The sequence below is a fragment of the Pseudomonas sp. BNK-45 genome, from assembly GCF_047456255.1.
In the GTDB taxonomy this organism is placed as follows: Bacteria; Pseudomonadota; Gammaproteobacteria; order Pseudomonadales; family Pseudomonadaceae; genus Aquipseudomonas.
In genome coordinates this window covers 6,008,864-6,024,039 of the sequence record NZ_CP179909.1, presented here as the reverse complement: position 1 = coordinate 6,024,039, position 15,176 = coordinate 6,008,864, and the positions used below count along the sequence as shown (strand labels likewise).

15 protein-coding genes are annotated in these 15,176 nt (G+C 64.2%); 6 read left to right on the top strand and 9 right to left on the bottom strand.

Annotated features, from left to right (window positions below):
- Positions 1-21: 21 nt before the first annotated feature.
- Positions 22-1,134, bottom strand: a complete 1,113-nt coding sequence (locus tag ACMGG8_RS27300; protein ID WP_414158759.1) for an enoyl-CoA hydratase/isomerase family protein — start codon at positions 1,132-1,134, stop codon at positions 22-24.
- A gap of 132 nt (positions 1,135-1,266) precedes the next feature.
- Between ACMGG8_RS27300 and ung the strand changes: the two genes are divergently transcribed.
- Positions 1,267-1,959: a uracil-DNA glycosylase gene (ung, locus tag ACMGG8_RS27295; protein WP_060837982.1), complete on the top strand. Its 693-nt coding sequence runs from the start codon at positions 1,267-1,269 to the stop codon at positions 1,957-1,959.
- A 32-nt stretch (positions 1,960-1,991) separates the two neighbouring features.
- Here ung and ACMGG8_RS27290 read toward each other — a convergent pair whose 3' ends face one another.
- The 5 genes from ACMGG8_RS27290 to ACMGG8_RS27270 all read right to left on the bottom strand — a co-directional run bounded on the left by ACMGG8_RS27290 (position 1,992) and on the right by ACMGG8_RS27270 (position 7,510).
- Positions 1,992-3,023 (bottom strand): AbrB family transcriptional regulator, encoded by a 1,032-nt coding sequence (locus ACMGG8_RS27290; RefSeq protein ID WP_060837983.1) that lies wholly within the window; start codon positions 3,021-3,023, stop codon positions 1,992-1,994.
- Positions 3,016-4,530, bottom strand: a complete 1,515-nt coding sequence (locus ACMGG8_RS27285; protein WP_060837984.1) for a tripartite tricarboxylate transporter permease — start codon at positions 4,528-4,530, stop codon at positions 3,016-3,018. Before ACMGG8_RS27285 ends, ACMGG8_RS27290 begins: the two co-directional genes overlap by 8 nt.
- 1 nt (position 4,531) lies before the next feature.
- Positions 4,532-4,990: a tripartite tricarboxylate transporter TctB family protein gene (locus ACMGG8_RS27280; RefSeq protein ID WP_060837985.1), complete on the bottom strand. Its 459-nt coding sequence runs from the start codon at positions 4,988-4,990 to the stop codon at positions 4,532-4,534.
- A 58-nt stretch (positions 4,991-5,048) separates the two neighbouring features.
- Complete coding sequence (locus ACMGG8_RS27275; RefSeq protein WP_060837986.1) at positions 5,049-6,035, bottom strand: Bug family tripartite tricarboxylate transporter substrate binding protein; 987 nt, start codon at positions 6,033-6,035, stop codon at positions 5,049-5,051.
- Between the two features lie 182 nt (positions 6,036-6,217).
- Complete coding sequence (locus tag ACMGG8_RS27270; protein WP_108544670.1) at positions 6,218-7,510, bottom strand: OprD family porin; 1,293 nt, start codon at positions 7,508-7,510, stop codon at positions 6,218-6,220.
- A 237-nt stretch (positions 7,511-7,747) separates the two neighbouring features.
- Between ACMGG8_RS27270 and ACMGG8_RS27265 the strand changes: the two genes are divergently transcribed.
- A complete protein-coding gene (locus ACMGG8_RS27265; protein ID WP_060837988.1) occupies positions 7,748-8,419 on the top strand; it encodes a response regulator in 672 nt (223 codons plus the stop codon).
- Positions 8,412-9,797 (top strand): sensor histidine kinase, encoded by a 1,386-nt coding sequence (locus ACMGG8_RS27260; protein ID WP_060837989.1) that lies wholly within the window; start codon positions 8,412-8,414, stop codon positions 9,795-9,797. The genes ACMGG8_RS27265 and ACMGG8_RS27260 overlap by 8 nt, the downstream gene beginning before the upstream one ends.
- A 3-nt stretch (positions 9,798-9,800) precedes the next feature.
- Here ACMGG8_RS27260 and ACMGG8_RS27255 read toward each other — a convergent pair whose 3' ends face one another.
- The gene (locus tag ACMGG8_RS27255) at positions 9,801-10,622 is read right to left on the bottom strand and encodes an HDOD domain-containing protein (protein ID WP_060842730.1); all 822 of its coding nucleotides are present in this window, start codon (positions 10,620-10,622) and stop codon (positions 9,801-9,803) included.
- Between the two features lie 37 nt (positions 10,623-10,659).
- Complete coding sequence (locus ACMGG8_RS27250; protein ID WP_414158758.1) at positions 10,660-11,601, bottom strand: YgfZ/GcvT domain-containing protein; 942 nt, start codon at positions 11,599-11,601, stop codon at positions 10,660-10,662.
- 149 nt (positions 11,602-11,750) lie between these two features.
- Between ACMGG8_RS27250 and ACMGG8_RS27245 the strand changes: the two genes are divergently transcribed.
- Positions 11,751-12,005 carry a succinate dehydrogenase assembly factor 2 gene (locus ACMGG8_RS27245; RefSeq protein ID WP_016963899.1) on the top strand — a complete coding sequence of 85 codons (255 nt, stop codon included), beginning with the start codon at positions 11,751-11,753 and terminating at the stop codon, positions 12,003-12,005.
- On the top strand, positions 11,989-12,441 hold the full coding sequence (locus tag ACMGG8_RS27240; protein ID WP_060837992.1) for a protein YgfX: 453 nt from the start codon (positions 11,989-11,991) through the stop codon (positions 12,439-12,441). Before ACMGG8_RS27245 ends, ACMGG8_RS27240 begins: the two co-directional genes overlap by 17 nt.
- Here the strand turns inward: ACMGG8_RS27240 and nadB are convergent.
- Positions 12,404-14,026, bottom strand: a complete 1,623-nt coding sequence (gene nadB, locus ACMGG8_RS27235) for an L-aspartate oxidase (protein WP_108544674.1) — start codon at positions 14,024-14,026, stop codon at positions 12,404-12,406. The genes ACMGG8_RS27240 and nadB overlap by 38 nt on opposite strands.
- A 557-nt stretch (positions 14,027-14,583) precedes the next feature.
- Between nadB and rpoE the strand changes: the two genes are divergently transcribed.
- Positions 14,584-15,165 (top strand): RNA polymerase sigma factor RpoE, encoded by a 582-nt coding sequence (gene rpoE, locus ACMGG8_RS27230; protein WP_007930230.1) that lies wholly within the window; start codon positions 14,584-14,586, stop codon positions 15,163-15,165.
- The last annotated feature ends 11 nt before the right edge of the window (positions 15,166-15,176 follow it).

The window sequence follows — 15,176 nt, the reverse complement described above, 5'->3', positions numbered from 1 at the left end:
CCTCAGGTGGCTACGGGCTTTTTAGTAATCCGTCAGGTCCGCCAGGGGATGGCGACCTTCCCAGGCCTTGTGGAAGTGCGCTTCGACCACGGCCTCGGGCACCTGATTGATATCCGCCCAATGCCAGTGCGGTTGATGATCCTTGTCGATCAGGCGCGCACGCACGCCCTCGGCAAACTCCGGATGCCGGCAGCAGTTCAGGCTCAGGGTGTACTCCATCTGGAACACCTCGGCCAGCGACAGGTAGCGGGCGCGGCGGATCTGTTCCCAGACCAGGTGGGCCGTCAGCGGGCAGCCCTGGGTGAGGGTCTGGGCCGCGCGTTGGTAGAGGGCATCGTCGTGATGCTGCAACTGGCTGACGGCGCGCCAGGCGCAGGCCACGTCACTGACATCCAGCCATTCGTCGATCTGCGCCCGGTGCGGCAGCCACTGGGCGTCGGGCAGTTGCGCCAGGGCTTCGTGCTGCAAGGCCTTGAGCAGGCTGTTGAGCTGCCGCGGGGTCTGTTCCTGCCAGTTCAACTGCAGCAAGCCTTCGATCAGCGTTTCCTGTTGCTCATCCAGCAGGAAGCGGTCGGCGAGGCCCAGGTCCAGGGCATCGCGGCCATTCATATGGGCCCCGGTGAGCCCGAGAAACAGGCCGAGCTTGCCGGGCATCCGTGAAAGGAACCAGCTGGCGCCGACATCGGGATACAGGCCGATGCTGATTTCCGGCATCGCCAGGCGACTGCTGGGGGTGACGATGCGGATGCCGGCCCCTTGGAGCAAGCCCATGCCGCCGCCCAGTACATAGCCGTGGCCCCAGCAGATCACCGGCTTGGGGTAGGTGTGCAGGCGATAGTCGAGACGGTATTCCGCAGCGAAAAAATGCCCGGCCAAGGCCGGTACTTCACCCGGATGATCCAGGCAAGCCTGGGCCAGGCTGCGCACTTCGCCACCGGCACAGAAGGCCTTGGCGCCGTTGCCGCGCAACAGCACGCAGACCACTTGCGGGTCCTTGGCCCAGGCGTCGAGGCGTTCGCTCAGTTGCTGGATCATCGGCAGCGACAGGGCGTTCAGGGATTTTTCCGCGTCCAGGGTGGCAATGGCGATGCGGGCGCCATCGCTGCCAGTGAGTTCTTCGACGTGCAGGTTCATCGTGACCTCGAGGAGCAATAGAAGCGATCAGTATGATCGCTGGTAGGGAAAGTGCCGGTTCCGTGTCAGATCAATTGACAAGCGAAGTCGGCTTTCCTAGGGTGCGGCCATTGTTTTTTCACGGGCCTGGCCATGACTGCTGACGATCGTATCAAACTCGAACCGAGCTGGAAGGAGGCCCTGCGTGCCGAATTCGAGCAGCCCTACATGAGCGAACTTCGCGAGTTCCTGCGCCGGGAACATGCCGCCGGCAAGGAAATCTATCCGCCGGGACCGATGATCTTCAACGCCCTGAACTCGACGCCGCTGGACAAGGTCAAGGTGGTGATTCTCGGCCAGGACCCGTACCACGGACCGGGCCAGGCCCACGGCCTGTGCTTCTCGGTGCAGCCCGGAGTGCCGGCGCCGCCGTCGCTGGTGAACATCTATAAAGAGCTCAAGCGCGACCTGAACATCGACATTCCCAACCACGGCTACCTGCAAAGCTGGGCCGACCAGGGCGTGCTGATGCTCAACACCACCATGACCGTGGAGCGGGCCAACGCCGCCTCCCACGCGGGTAAGGGCTGGCAGTTTTTCACCGATCGGATCATCGAGGTGGTCAGCGAGCATCAGCCGCATCTGGTGTTCCTGCTGTGGGGCGCCCATGCCCAGAGCAAGCAGAAACTGATCGACGCCACCAAGCACCTGGTGCTGACCTCGGTGCACCCGTCGCCGCTGTCGGCCTACCGTGGCTTCCTCGGTTGCGGGCACTTCAGCCGGACCAACAAGTACCTGGAGCAGAATGGCGAGACGCCGATCGAGTGGCGCCTGCCGCCGTTGTAAGGCCAATCCTGTAGCCGCTGCGCAGGCTGCGGCTACAGGGGGCCTTTGTTCCAGTGGCGGAACAGGGGCTCGGCGAGAAACAGCACGAACAACAACCTCATGACCTGCATCGCCGTCACCAGTGGCACCGACAGTTGCAGGACCTCCGCTGTCAGGCTCATCTCCGCAATGCCGCCGGGCATCATGCCCAGGGTCAGCGATCGCAGATCGAGGCGGGTCAACACACTCAGGCCCAGGGCCGCGAGGCCGGCCATCAGCATGGTCAGGGCGGTGCCGATCAGGGTGCGGCCCATGAACGAGGGCGCCCGACGGAAGAACTCTCGGTTGAAATGACAGCCCAGGCCACTGCCGATCAGCCACTGGCCGATCTGGCTGGCGCCGTCGGGCAGGCCGATGTGCAGGTCCCAGGCGATGCTCGCCGTCGCGCTGAGCAGCAAGGGCCCGAACAGCCAGGGATTGGGCTGGCGCAGGCGTTGCCAGAGCCAGGCCAGCAGCGCTCCAGCCGGAAACAGCAGGGCCAGCCACTGCCAGTCCACGCTGCTTGCCTGCAGGGACGGGGTGCCTTCCCCCAGCAGGTACTTGAACGCCGCCGGTACACAGAGCACCACCGTCAGCACCCGCAGGCTCTGCCCGGCTGCTACCCGACTGAGCACCGCACCGTTACGGGCGCCGAGATTGACCATCTCCCCGGAGCCACCGGGCATGCTGGAGAAGAATGCCGTGGCCCGGTCTTCCCCGGTGCGTCGCAGCAACCAGACCCCGACCACGCTGGACAGGCTGGTGACCAGGGCACCGAAGAAGATCAGGCCGAAATGGCTCAGCACCTGCTCCATCACCTGCGGAGTGAAGTGCAGGCCGATGCCGATGCCCACCACCCATTGCCCGCCTTTGCGCCCGCCGGGGATCTCCGCCAACTGCCAGGGCGTCAGGCAGCGCACCAGGATGATCGCCAGCAGCGAGCCGACCATCCACGGCAGCGGCCAGCCGATCTGGCTGGCCAGGTAGCCGCCAGCCAGACCCACCAGGGGCGTGCCCCACCATTGCCGGAAGCGGGCGTCAGACATCGGCCACGGCACGTTGCTGGGCCGCGCGCTTGCGCCAGATGCGCAGCAGCGGCATTAGCAGCATGATCACGGTCAGCACCCAGACCCCGACCGTGATCGGGCTCGACCAGAGAATCTCCATGGCGCCGTTGGAAATCGACAGCGCCCGGCGCAGGTTCTGTTCCATCAGTCCGCCGAGGATGAAGCCCAGCAGCACCGGCGACAGCGGGAAGTCCAGCTTGCGCAGGATGTAGCCGAAGATGCCGATACCGACCATCAAAAACAGGTCGAAGGTGGTGGCGTGCACCGCGTAGACGCCGATCCCGGTAATGATCGCGATCACCGGCACCAGGGCCCAGTTCGGCACCGCGAGGATACGGGTGAAGAGGCGGATCATCGGGATGTTGAGGATCACCAGCATGATGTTGGCGATGAACAACGAGGCGATCAGGCCCCAGACGATGTCCGGTTGCTGCTGGAACAGCAGTGGGCCGGGGGTGATGTTGTACAGCGACAGGGCGCCGATCATCACCGCGGTGGTGCCGGAGCCGGGTACGCCGAGGGTCAGCATCGGCACCAGGGCACCGCAGGCCGAGGCGCCGATGGCGGTTTCCGGGGCGGCCAGGCCACGCTTGTCGCCTTCGCCGAAGGTGCCGCTGGCACCGGCGATGCGCTTCTCGGTCATGTAGGCCACGGCGCTGGCCAGGGTCGCGCCGGCGCCGGGCAGCACGCCCATGATGAAGCCCAGCAGGCCGCAGCGGATGTTCACCGCGAACACCGAGGCCGCTTCCTTGATGTTGAACATCATGCGCCCGGTGGCTTTTACCGCTTCCTGGCCGCGATGGGTCTTCTCCAGCAGCAACAGGATCTCGCTGATGGAGAACAGGCCCAGCACCAGCACCACGAACTGGATGCCGTCGGTGAGGTGGATGTTGTCCCCGGTGAAGCGGTACACGCCGCTGTTGGCGTCGATGCCGACCGCCGACAGGAACAGCCCGATCAGCGCGGCGATGAAGGTCTTCAACGGCCGGTCGCCGGCCATCCCGCCCAGGCAGACGATGGCGAATACCATCAGCACGAAGTACTCCGCCGGGCCGAAGGCGATCGCCCACTTGGCCAGCAGCGGGGCGAACAGCACCATGCCGCAGGTGGCGATGAAGGCGCCGATGAACGAGCTCCAGGCCGACAGCGACAGGGCCACGCCCGCCAGGCCCTTGCGCGCCATGGGGTAGCCGTCGAGGGTGGTCATCACGGTGGAGGCTTCACCGGGAATGTTCAGCAGGATCGAGCTGATGCGGCCGCCGTATTCGCAGCCCAGGTAGACCGCCGCCAGCAGGATCAGCGCCGATTCCGGCGGCAGGCCCAGGGCGAAGGCGATGGGAATCAGCAGCGCCACGCCGTTGATCGGGCCCAGGCCCGGCAGCAGCCCGACCACGGTGCCGATCAGGGTGCCGGACAGGGCGGTGACCAGGTTGTAGGGGGTCAGTGCAACGCCGAAGCCCTGGCCCAGGTAACTGAGGGTATCCATATCAATTCTCCAGAACGTCGAGCAGGCCGAGGGGCAGAGGCACGTCCATGACCCGGTCGAACAGCCAGTAGAGGCCGACACTGAGCAGGCTGATGATGATCAGGCTGGGCAGCCAGCGGCCGCCGTAAAGCCGGGCCATGGGTACACCGATGAGGATGCTGGCGACGATGAACCCCAGGGGTTCGAAGGTGCCGGCGAACACCAGCAGCAAGGCCACGCAGATCGTGATCTTGTTCAGGGTGGCCCGGTCCAGGGGCGGTTCGTCTTCGCTGTGCTTGATCGGTGTCGGGCGCACCAGCATGTACAGCAAGGCCAGGCCCATCAGGCCGAGCATCAGCAGAGGGAAGGCCCGCGGGCCCACGGGTTCGTAGGAAAAGGCCGCCTGGTACGGCCAGGCCATCAGTGCCAGAGCGGCACAGGCCAGCAGCAACACCGCGGCGAAGAGACGTTGAACGAGCATGGTTAACTCCCGGGCGCGGCCCCCGATGCGCGAGGGCCGGGCCGTCAGCAAGGGACGGTCACTGGATCAGGCCGAACTCTTTGGCCAGGGTCTTGTAGTCGGCCACCTGCTTTTTCACGTAGGTGTCCAGCTCGGGGCCGGTCAGGGCGAAGGGGAACAGCTCGCGCTGATCACGCAGCTTGGCGAACTCTTCGGAGGCCAGCAGCTTGTCGAAGGCGTTTTTCCACCAGGCGTACTCCTCGTCGGTGACCTTCGGCCCGAGGTAGAAACCGCGTACCACCGGCCAGACGATGTCGTAGCCCTGTTCCTTGGCGGTGGGGATGTCTTTCATTTCGGGCTCGTCCAGACGCTGTTCGGAGAACACCGCCAGCAGGCGCATATCGCCGGCCTGGATATGCGGCATGGAGTCGGAGATGTCGGTGCTGCCCACCTGGATGTGCCCACCCAGCAGGGCGGTGGCGATTTCACCGCCGCCTTCCAGGGCGACGTAGCGCAGGTCCCGGGGGTTGATCCCGGCGGCCTTGGCGATCAGCGCGGTCTGCATCCAGTCCTGGCTGCCCACGGTGCCGCCGGAACCTATCACCACTTTGCTTGGATCTTTCTTAAGAGCCTGGACCAGATCGTCGAGGGTCTTGTAGGGCGAGTCGCTTTTCACCGCGATAGCGCCGTAGCTGGTGCCGACCGCCGCCAGCCAGCGCACCGCGCTTTCATCGAAACGGCCGAACTTGCCCTGGGCCAGGTTCAGCAGCGAGCCGCTGGACCAGGCCACCAGGGTCCCGGCGTCGGCCGGGCGCTGGGCCACCACCGCGTTGTAGGCCACGGCACCGACTCCGCCGGGCATGTAGGTCACGCGCATCGGCTTGGTCAGAATCTTCTCGTTGACCAGCGCGCTTTGCGCCAGCTTGCAGGTCAGGTCGAAGCCGCCGCCCGGGGAGGCCGGGGCGATGCATTCCGGGCGCTTGGGCTCGGCGGATGCGGCCAGCAACTGGCCGGCGAACAGCATGCAGCCGGCGGTGAGGGCGAGGTTGCGCAGTGAAAAGTCCATGATTGTCTCCACAGGAGTTGTTGTTATCGGTCTGTCCGGGTCATCCCCGACCCTTGTTCCGCAGCGGCCGGCTGACCGGCGAAGGAGCCCTTGAGCCGGGTGTCGGGCTGGCGGGCCTCTTCGCTGGCAAGCCAGCGCCTACAAAACGCTGAAACGGTGAGATACGAGGCGTGCTCGCGGGCTTACCACAGGGCTACGGCGTAACTCACCAGCAGGCGCACTTCATCGGCGTCGCGAGCCGAATAGTTGGAGCGGTAGGTGGCGTTGCGCAGGCGCACCGCAACGTCCTTGAAGGTGCCGCTTTGCACCACGTACTTGATCTCGGTGTTGCGCTCCCACTCCTTGCCGGTGTCGCCGTTTTTCAGGGCGATGTTGTCGCCGCTGATGTAGCGGGTCATGAAACTCAGGCCGGGCACCCCGAGCTTGGCGAAGTCGTAGTCGTAGCGAGCCTGCCAGGAACGCTCCTCGGCACCGGCGAAATCGTTGATCTGCACGAAGTTCACTAGGTACGGGTCGCTGCCATCGACATAGGGGAAGGCGCTGTCGCCGGACATGTGCTGATAGCCGGCGCTGAGTTTGTGGCCGTTGAGGGCGTAGCTCAACAGGCCGTTGAGGGACCTGTTGTCGATCTTGCCGCCCCGGGCCTGGCCCTGGTCGTCGCTGATGGCCAGGCGCAGGTCGCTGGCGAAGGTGCCAGGCCCCAGGGGGCGGGACGCGACCAGGCCGAGGAAGTGCTGGTTGTAGACGTCGTCCAGTTGGGCGAAGTGATAGCTGCCGGTGATCTTGTCGGTGAACTTGTAGTCCAGGCCGCCGAAGTTGAAGTGCTTGCCGGCCACGGTGCCGGCGAAGCGGCTGTTCTTGTTGTTGAGGCGGATGTCCTCGTAGTTGCTGTCGTCGCGGTCCTTGGCCTTGTCCAGGCGGCCGCCGGTGAAGGTCAGGTTCTTGATCTCCTTGGAGGTCAGCAGGCCGCCTTCGAAGGTCTGCGGCAGAATGCGCCCGTCGTTGGGCTTGAGGATCGGCAACTCGGGAATCAGGCTGCCGATTTTCAGTTCGGTGGCGGAGATCTTCACTTTGCCGGTCAGGCCGAGCTTGGAGTACTGGTCGGCGGCGCGTCCGTCATCGTGGGTCGGCAGCAGGCCGGTGCCGGTGCGGTCGGGGCTGGAGTCGAGCTTGACCCCCAGCATGCCCAGGGCGTCGACGCCGAAGCCCACCGTGCCTTCGGTGTAGCCCGACTGCAGGTTGAGCATGAAGCCCTGGGCCCATTCGTCGCGCTTGGACTGCTGGGCGCTGGTGCCATCGCGAAAGTCGCGGTTGAAGTACATGTTGCGGGTTTCGAAGGTGGCGCTGCTGTCTTCGAAGAAGGCGGCCTGACTGAAGGGCGCGACACCGGCGAGGGCCGCGGCGCTGGCCAGGGCGGTCGGGGTCAGACGGGAAAAAAACACGGGTGTGACGGCGTGAGGGCGCGTGGACGGCATCCAGGGGTACTCCGTTATTGTTCTTATTGTCGACGAAAACGCTTCGAGGCGTTTTGCGTGTCAGCGGTCGTTGAGACCAGGGCAGTCGAGACTGTCCGTAACGGGACTCTAAAGGGCCAACCTTTCGCTAACCTTTCAGTGCATTTTCCCGGTTTTCGGGCTTCACAGCGGCGGATGCGGCGGTACACTCCGCGCCAAAGAGCGGCGTCGATCCCCCCTGAAACGAGGTAATCATCCATGCGAGTCCTGCTCGTCGAAGACCATCTGCAACTGGCCGAAAGTGTCGCCCAGGCGCTCAAGAGCACCGGCCTGACCGTGGATGTGCTGCACGATGGCGTGGCCGCCGACCTGGCCCTGGGCAGCGAGGAGTACGCTGTAGCGATCCTCGATGTCGGCCTGCCGCGCATGGACGGTTTCGAGGTGCTGGCGCGCTTGCGGGCCCGGGGCAAGAACCTGCCGGTGCTGATGCTCACTGCCCGCAGCGACGTCAAGGACCGGGTTCACGGTCTGAACCTGGGAGCCGACGATTACCTGGCCAAGCCGTTCGAATTGACCGAGCTGGAAGCCCGGGTCAAGGCCCTGTTGCGCCGCAGCGTGCTGGGTGGCGAACGCCAGCAGCGCTGCGGGGTGCTGGCCTATGACCTGGACACCCGACGCTTCACCCTGGGCGAGGAACTGCTGACCCTGACGTCCCGCGAGCAGGCCGTGCTGGAGGCATTGATTGCCCGTCCTGGCCGGGTGATGAGCAAGGAGCAGCTGGCGTCCCAGGTGTTCGGTCTGGACGAGGAAGCCAGCCCGGACGCCATCGAGATCTATGTCCACCGCCTGCGCAAGAAGCTCGATGGCCAGGCGGTGGCGATCGTCACCTTCCGCGGCCTGGGCTACTTGCTGGAAAGTCGCGATGCATAAGCCCAGCAGCCTGCGCTGGCGGTTGCTGTGGAACCTGGCGCTGCTGCTGGTGGTGCTGATGCTGGCCAGCGGCTTGAGTGCCTACTGGAACGGCCGCGAGGCCGCCGACACCGCCTATGACCGGACCCTGCTGGCCTCGGCGCGGACCATCGCCGCCGGCCTGTCCCAGCGTGACGGCAGCCTGAGCGCCAATGTGCCCTATGTGGCCCTGGATACCTTTGCCTACGACAGTGCCGGACGCATCTACTACCAGGTCAACGACATTCACCAGCAACTGATTTCCGGCTACGAAAACCTCCCCGGTCCGCCGCCGGGCACCCCGCGTACCGATGACTACCCGGCCCTGGCGCGCTTCTATGACGCCACTTACCAGGGGCAGAACGTGCGGGTGGTGAGCCTGCTCAAGGCGGTCAGCGAGCCGAACATGAATGGCATGGCGGAAATCCGCGTGGCCGAGACCGACGAAGCGCGGGTCGCCATGGCCCGCAGCCTGATGGCCGATACCTTGCTGCGCCTGGGCATGCTGGCCATCGGGGCGTTGCTGCTGGTGTGGTTTGCGGTGAGTGCCGCGCTGCGGCCACTGGAGCGTTTGCGCGGTGCGGTGGAGGAACGTCAGCCCGATGACTTGCGGCCACTGCCGCTGGTGTCGGTGCAGCGCGAGTTGTGGCCCCTGGTGCGGGCCTTGAATCATTTCACCGAACGCCTGCGCGGGCAGTTCGAGCGCCAGGCGCAGTTCATTGCCGAGGCCGCCCATGAGTTGCGCACGCCCCTGGCGGCACTCAAGGCCCGCCTGGAACTGGGCCTGCGCTCCGATGAACCGCAGACCTGGCGTTCGACCCTGGACAGCGCGGCCCAGGGCACCGATCGCCTGACTCACCTGGCCAATCAACTGCTGTCCCTGGCTCGGGTGGAAAACGGCGCCCGGGCCATTGCCGAAGGCGGTGCGCAGTTGCTCGATCTGAGCCAGCTGGCTCGGGAGCTGGGCATGGCCATGGCGCCCCTGGCCCATGCCCGGGGCGTGGCCCTGGCGCTGGAGGCCGATGAGCCGGTGTGGCTCAAGGGCGAGCCGACCTTGCTCAACGAGTTGCTGAGCAATCTGGTGGACAACGCCTTGGCCCACACGCCACCGGGCGGCAATGTGGTGCTGCGGGTTTTTGCGCCGGGCGTGCTGGAGGTGGAGGACGATGGACCGGGGATTCCCCAGGAGGATCGGGACCGGGTCTTCGAGCGTTTCTATCGACGCAATCAGCAGGTGGCCGGTTCGGGATTGGGCTTGGCGATCGTGGGGGAAATCTGTCGCGCCCATCTGGCCCAGATCAGCCTGCATGACGGCGAGCCTTCGGGGCTGAAGGTGCGGGTGAGCTTCATCGCCGGATGAGCATCAGTAGAGCATTGAGCGGGATGCTTGCAGGTCGTTGCACACGGCCTGGTTTTCCGGGTCGATCCCCAGCTTCTTGAAGGCCGGCACGCTGAAGGCGTCGATCCGCGAGAGCGGGTGATCGGTGTCCTTGTGGCAGTACAGGGTCGCCACCTGCACCAGATCGACGTAGTCGATCCCGGCGCTCTGGCGGTCGAAGTGCAGGTACTGCCCGGGGATTGCCACCAGTTGCTCGGGGAACTCCCAGACCCGCAGCAGCTTGTCTCCCAGCAAGGGGTGGATACGCTCGATCACGTGGTTGAGGCTGACCGGGTCGGACAGCAGTTCGTAATGGTCTTCGGCGTAGGTCAGGATCGGCAGTACGCCGATCTGGTGCACCAGTCCGCCCAGGGCCGCCTGGTCGGGCTTGAGCTGGGTGTAGCTGCGACACAGGGCGTAGCTGACCCCGGCCACTTCCAGGCTGCGGCGCCAGACGTCGTGCATCTTTTGGGCAACCACTTCGGAGCGGGCGTTGAAGATCTGCTCCATCACCAGGCCGATGGCCAGGTTGCTGCTGTAGTTGACCCCCAGGCGGGTGATCGCGGTGTGCAGGTCGGTGACTTCCTGGGTCGCCCGCAGCAGGGGACTGTTGACCACCTTGATCAGTCGCGCCGACAACGCGGTGTCGCGGCCTATCACTTTGCTTAGGGTGCTGACGCTGATTTCCGGGTCTTCGGCGGCCTGGCGAATCTGCATGGCCACCTCCGGCAGGGTTGGCAGGACCAGGTCATCGTTGTCGATGGCCTCCACCAAATCCCGTTGGACCTTTTGCGCCAGCTCAGTCATTTCAGTTCTCTAGGGTGTTGCAGGGAAGGGGTGTCGATCAGCGCTGGATTTCGCGATCGCGGTCCAGCTCGTACGGCAGATCCAGCAAGTGCAGACCGGGTCCTTCGAGTGTCCCCAGGTGCAGGTTGCCGTCTTCCACCGCCTCGGCCTGCAATACGGCCAGCAGTTCCACCTGATCGGTCGCCTGGGCGGCCAGCACCACTTCACCGATGGCGCTGCCGTGGGTGGGGGAGAACAGCGGGGTGCCCGGGACGGGAAGCTCGCCTGCGGGCAGGGCGAGGCGGTAGAGGCGGCGCTTGAGCTTGCCCAGATACTGCATGCGGGCGACGATTTCCTGGCCGGTGTAGCAGCCCTTCTTGAAGCTGACGCCACCCACGGCCTGCAGGTTGAGCATCTGTGGAATGAACAGCTCGCGGGTCTGTGCCATGACCTGGCCGAGGCCGGCGCGGATCTGGCCCAGCAGCCACTGGTTGAGCTCGCCCTCGGGCAGTTGCGCGGCCAATTGCCGAGCCCGGTGCTCGGCCTGTTCAGCCGGGACCCAGAGTTCGGCGCGGTCGCTGGACACGCGTATGGCCATCAGGTCCTCGGTCCGGACCACGGCGCCGTCTTCCTGGGGCAGTGCGAGGCCCAGGCTGCCGAGGGTGGCGTCGCCGCCAGCAAGGCCGAAACGCACCCAGCTGGCGCTTTCGTCGCTGAGCGTGGCCTTGGAGAACACGGCGTACTTTTTCAGGTCCGCCAGTTGTGGTTCGAGCAGTTCACGGGCCATGGCCAGCAGGCAACCGTCCCCTTGCAGAAGGATGCGGAAACTCGACTGCATGCGACCTTTCTGGTTGCAGCGCGCGCCGAGGCTGGATTGGCTGTCGCTGAGGTAATTGAGGTTGCAGGTCAACTGACCCTGAAGGAATTTGCTGGCATCAGGGCCGCGGACGGCGAGGACGCCTTCGTGGGACAGGGGGCAGAAAAAAGCGGAGTCAGCCATGGTTCATCGCAGGGTAAAAAGTCTGGGGCACATCATAAGGGGGCGCCCCTGAAATGGATAGTTCACAAAGGATAGCCGGTGACCGACCAAAGCCGACTGTTCTCGTGTTCCCCGGGCTGTATACTTGCGCTCTATTTGAGGAGCGCTCCATGGTTGAAGATGTTGAACTGAATCGCCTCTACTGGCACAGCCGTCGCGGCATGCTTGAGCTGGACGTGTTGCTGGTGCCGTTCGTCAGGGAGGTGTACCCGCATCTCGATGAGACTGATCGCGAGTGCTATCGCAAGCTGCTGGAGTGCGAGGATCAGGACATGTTCGGCTGGTTCATGGAGCGCAGCGAGTCCGAGGACCCTGAGCTGCAGCGCATGGTTCGCATGATTCTGGACCGTGTCCAACCCAAGTAGCCTGTTCGAGTGCCGCTGGCGTGCTTCAAGGCAACTGCTGGCGGCCTACCTGATGGCCCAGGCATTCGCCGTGGCGGCCATTTTTCTTCTGCAGTGCGCGCCTGTCGCCCAGTTCCTGGGATTGTTGCTGTGCCTGTTGCATGCCGGTTGGGTACTGCCTCGACAGATTCTCCTGACTCACCCCCGGGCGTTCACTGGCTTGCGGTATTCGGCACAGGGCTGGCAGTTGTGGAGCCCGGCCAAGGGTTGGCAGGCGGTGCAGCTGCGCCCTGACAGCCTGGCGTTGCCGCTGATCGTGGTCCTGCGTTTTCGTGTGCGCGGCGAGCCGTGGGTGCGTTCTCTGTGTGTCCCGCGGGATGCGCAGGCGGCCGACGTGCATCGGCGCCTGCGGGTGCGGCTCAAGTTCGGCCGGCGTAGGTGGGCGGCTGCAGAATAGTGTCCCGGGCCTCGGGCAGCAGCTGCGGGTAGTCGAGTGTGTAGTGCAGGCCGCGGCTTTCCTTGCGCTCCATGGCCGAGAGGATCATCAGCTCGGCGACCTGGGCCAGGTTGCGCAACTCGATCAGGTCGCGACTGACCTTGTAGTTGCTGTAGAACTCGTCGATCTCATCCAACAGCAGGCGCACCCGATGCTGAGCCCGTTGCAGGCGCTTGTTGGTGCGCACGATACCCACGTAGTCCCACATGAATCGCCGCAGTTCATCCCAGTTGTGCGCAATGATCACGTCTTCGTCGGAGTCGGTGACCTGGCTCGCGTCCCAGGCGGGCAGGGCGGCGGGAATCGAGACCCGGGGCAGTTGCTCAAGGATGTCGGCGGCTGCCGAGCGGGCATAGACGAAGCACTCCAGCAGCGAGTTGCTGGCCATGCGGTTGGCCCCGTGCAGGCCGGTGAAGCTGGTTTCGCCGATGGCGTACAGGCCGGGCACGTCGGTGCGGCCCTGCTGGTCGACCATTACCCCGCCGCAGGTGTAGTGGGCCGCCGGTACCACCGGGATCGGCTGCCGGGTGATGTCGATGGAAAACTCCAGGCAGCGTTCATACACCGTCGGGAAGTGGCTTTTGATGAACTCGGCCGGCTTGTGGCTGATGTCCAGGTAGACGCAGTCAATCCCCAGGCGCTTCATTTCGTGGTCGATGGCCCGGGCGACGATATCCCGCGGAGCCAGTTCGGCCCGTGGATCGAAGCGCGGCATGAAACGTTCGCCGTTGGGCAGCTTGAGGTGGGCGCCTTCGCCGCGCAGGGCCTCGGTGATCAGGAAACTCTTGGCCAGCGGGTGATACAGGCAAGTGGGGTGGAACTGATTGAATTCCAGGTTGGCTACCCGGCAGCCCGAGCGCCAGGCCATGGCGATGCCGTCACCGCAGGCGCTGTCGGGGTTGCTGGTATAGAGGTAGACCTTGGCCGCGCCGCCGGAGGCGAGAATCACGAAGCGCGCGCCGAAGGTATCGACTTCGCCGGTGCCGCGATTGAGCACGTAGGCCCCCAGGCAGCGGTCGCCTTCCAGGCCCAGGCGCTTTTCGGTGATCAGGTCGACGGCGACCCTTTGCTCCAGCAGCTCGATGTTGGGGTGTTGTCGGGCTTGGGCCAGTAGCGTCTTGAAGATCGCCGCGCCGGTGGCGTCTGCGGCATGGATGATTCGTCGGTGGCTGTGGCCGCCTTCGCGGGTCAGGTGGAATTCGAAGCCGCTTTCATCGCTGCCGGCGTCTTCGTCCCGGGTGAAGGGCACGCCTTGGTCGATCAGCCATTGGATGGCTTCACGGCTGTGCTCGACGGTAAAGCGCACCGCATCTTCATGGCACAGGCCGCCACCGGCATTGAGGGTGTCATCGACGTGGGACTCGACGGTGTCGGTATCGTCCAGTACGGCTGCTACACCGCCCTGGGCCCAGTAGGTCGAGCCATTGGCCAGGTCGCCCTTGCTCAGGACGGCAATACGCAGGTGGCTGGGCAGGTTAAGGGCCAGGCTCAAGCCGGCGGCGCCGCTGCCTATCACCAGAACATCGTGTTGAAACTGTTGGCTCATTTGAAGGATTCCGCTCAAAGCGACCCAATACGGGGTTGGCGCAAGACGCCTGAATCGGCGAGTCAAAGCAGCCACACAGCCCACTAGTATATAGAGGGGGGGATCGGCACAATAGTCGCGCCTTCATGGCGTTGTGCGACTTCGCTGAGCAAAAGCGTTGCTCTCGGCCAGCCTCTACTCGCGGCGTTCCAGCTTCCGCGCGGGCTGATCGAAGAAGTAAGGCGGTTTTTCTCTTCACCGTTACACAATCTTCGTTCGGCACAGCTATAAAGATTGGGAACTTTTGCCAAGGCCCCAAACTCAATAGAAGGTTGCCTGAAAGAAGGGATAGCGTCGGTTCTGGCCAGGGTTTGCAGTCTGTCCCTTGTGACGGAAATCGACGACAGGATTATTCGCGCAGCCGGCCTTGCCCGCGCTGCGTTTTTCGTGCGTGCCGGATCAGAGCCCGCAGGAAACTTGCTTGGAGGGGGAGAACTTTTGCGAAAAGCCCGAGTCTATGTTTGCAAGCCTGATCGATTAGTGATGCAAGCCTCCTCCGAGCTTATCGAGGAGTGTTCATGCTAACCCAGGAAGAGGATCAGCAGTTGGTCGAGCGCGTTCAGCGTGGCGACAAGCGAGCGTTCGATCTGCTCGTGCTGAAATACCAGCACAAAATTCTCGGGTTGATCGTGCGTTTCGTGCACGACACCCATGAAGCCCAGGATGTCGCACAAGAAGCCTTTATCAAGGCTTACCGTGCGCTAGGTAATTTTCGGGGGGACAGCGCGTTCTATACGTGGCTGTACCGTATCGCCATCAACACGGCGAAAAACTATCTGGTTTCACGCGGCCGCCGGCCGCCGGATAGCGATGTCAGTTCTGAGGATGCGGAGTTCTATGACGGCGATCATGGCCTGAAGGATCTCGAATCGCCGGAACGTGCATTGCTGCGGGATGAGATCGAAGGCACCGTCCATCGAACCATTCAGCAACTACCTGAAGATTTGCGTACAGCCTTAACTTTACGTGAATTCGATGGTCTGAGTTACGAGGACATTGCCAGCGTCATGCAGTGTCCGGTGGGTACCGTGCGCTCCCGGATTTTCCGCGCTCGGGAAGCCATCGATAAAGCCCTGCAGCCGTTGTTGCAGGAAACCTGAGACAGCGGCGA

Bases quoted from the DNA above. Each gene is read 5' to 3' on its own strand.
- ACMGG8_RS27300 (WP_414158759.1), bottom strand. From the start codon at position 1,134: ATGAACCTGCACGTCGAAGAACTCACTGGCAGCGATGGCGCCCGCATC.
- ung (WP_060837982.1), top strand. From the start codon at position 1,267: ATGACTGCTGACGATCGTATCAAACTCGAACCGAGCTGGAAGGAGGCC.
- ACMGG8_RS27290 (WP_060837983.1), bottom strand. From the start codon at position 3,023: ATGTCTGACGCCCGCTTCCGGCAATGGTGGGGCACGCCCCTGGTGGGT.
- ACMGG8_RS27285 (WP_060837984.1), bottom strand. From the start codon at position 4,530: ATGGATACCCTCAGTTACCTGGGCCAGGGCTTCGGCGTTGCACTGACC.
- ACMGG8_RS27280 (WP_060837985.1), bottom strand. From the start codon at position 4,990: ATGCTCGTTCAACGTCTCTTCGCCGCGGTGTTGCTGCTGGCCTGTGCC.
- ACMGG8_RS27275 (WP_060837986.1), bottom strand. From the start codon at position 6,035: ATGGACTTTTCACTGCGCAACCTCGCCCTCACCGCCGGCTGCATGCTG.
- ACMGG8_RS27270 (WP_108544670.1), bottom strand. From the start codon at position 7,510: ATGCCGTCCACGCGCCCTCACGCCGTCACACCCGTGTTTTTTTCCCGT.
- ACMGG8_RS27265 (WP_060837988.1), top strand. From the start codon at position 7,748: ATGCGAGTCCTGCTCGTCGAAGACCATCTGCAACTGGCCGAAAGTGTC.
- ACMGG8_RS27260 (WP_060837989.1), top strand. From the start codon at position 8,412: ATGCATAAGCCCAGCAGCCTGCGCTGGCGGTTGCTGTGGAACCTGGCG.
- ACMGG8_RS27255 (WP_060842730.1), bottom strand. From the start codon at position 10,622: ATGACTGAGCTGGCGCAAAAGGTCCAACGGGATTTGGTGGAGGCCATC.
- ACMGG8_RS27250 (WP_414158758.1), bottom strand. From the start codon at position 11,601: ATGGCTGACTCCGCTTTTTTCTGCCCCCTGTCCCACGAAGGCGTCCTC.
- ACMGG8_RS27245 (WP_016963899.1), top strand. From the start codon at position 11,751: ATGGTTGAAGATGTTGAACTGAATCGCCTCTACTGGCACAGCCGTCGC.
- nadB (WP_108544674.1), bottom strand. From the start codon at position 14,026: ATGAGCCAACAGTTTCAACACGATGTTCTGGTGATAGGCAGCGGCGCC.
- rpoE (WP_007930230.1), top strand. From the start codon at position 14,584: ATGCTAACCCAGGAAGAGGATCAGCAGTTGGTCGAGCGCGTTCAGCGT.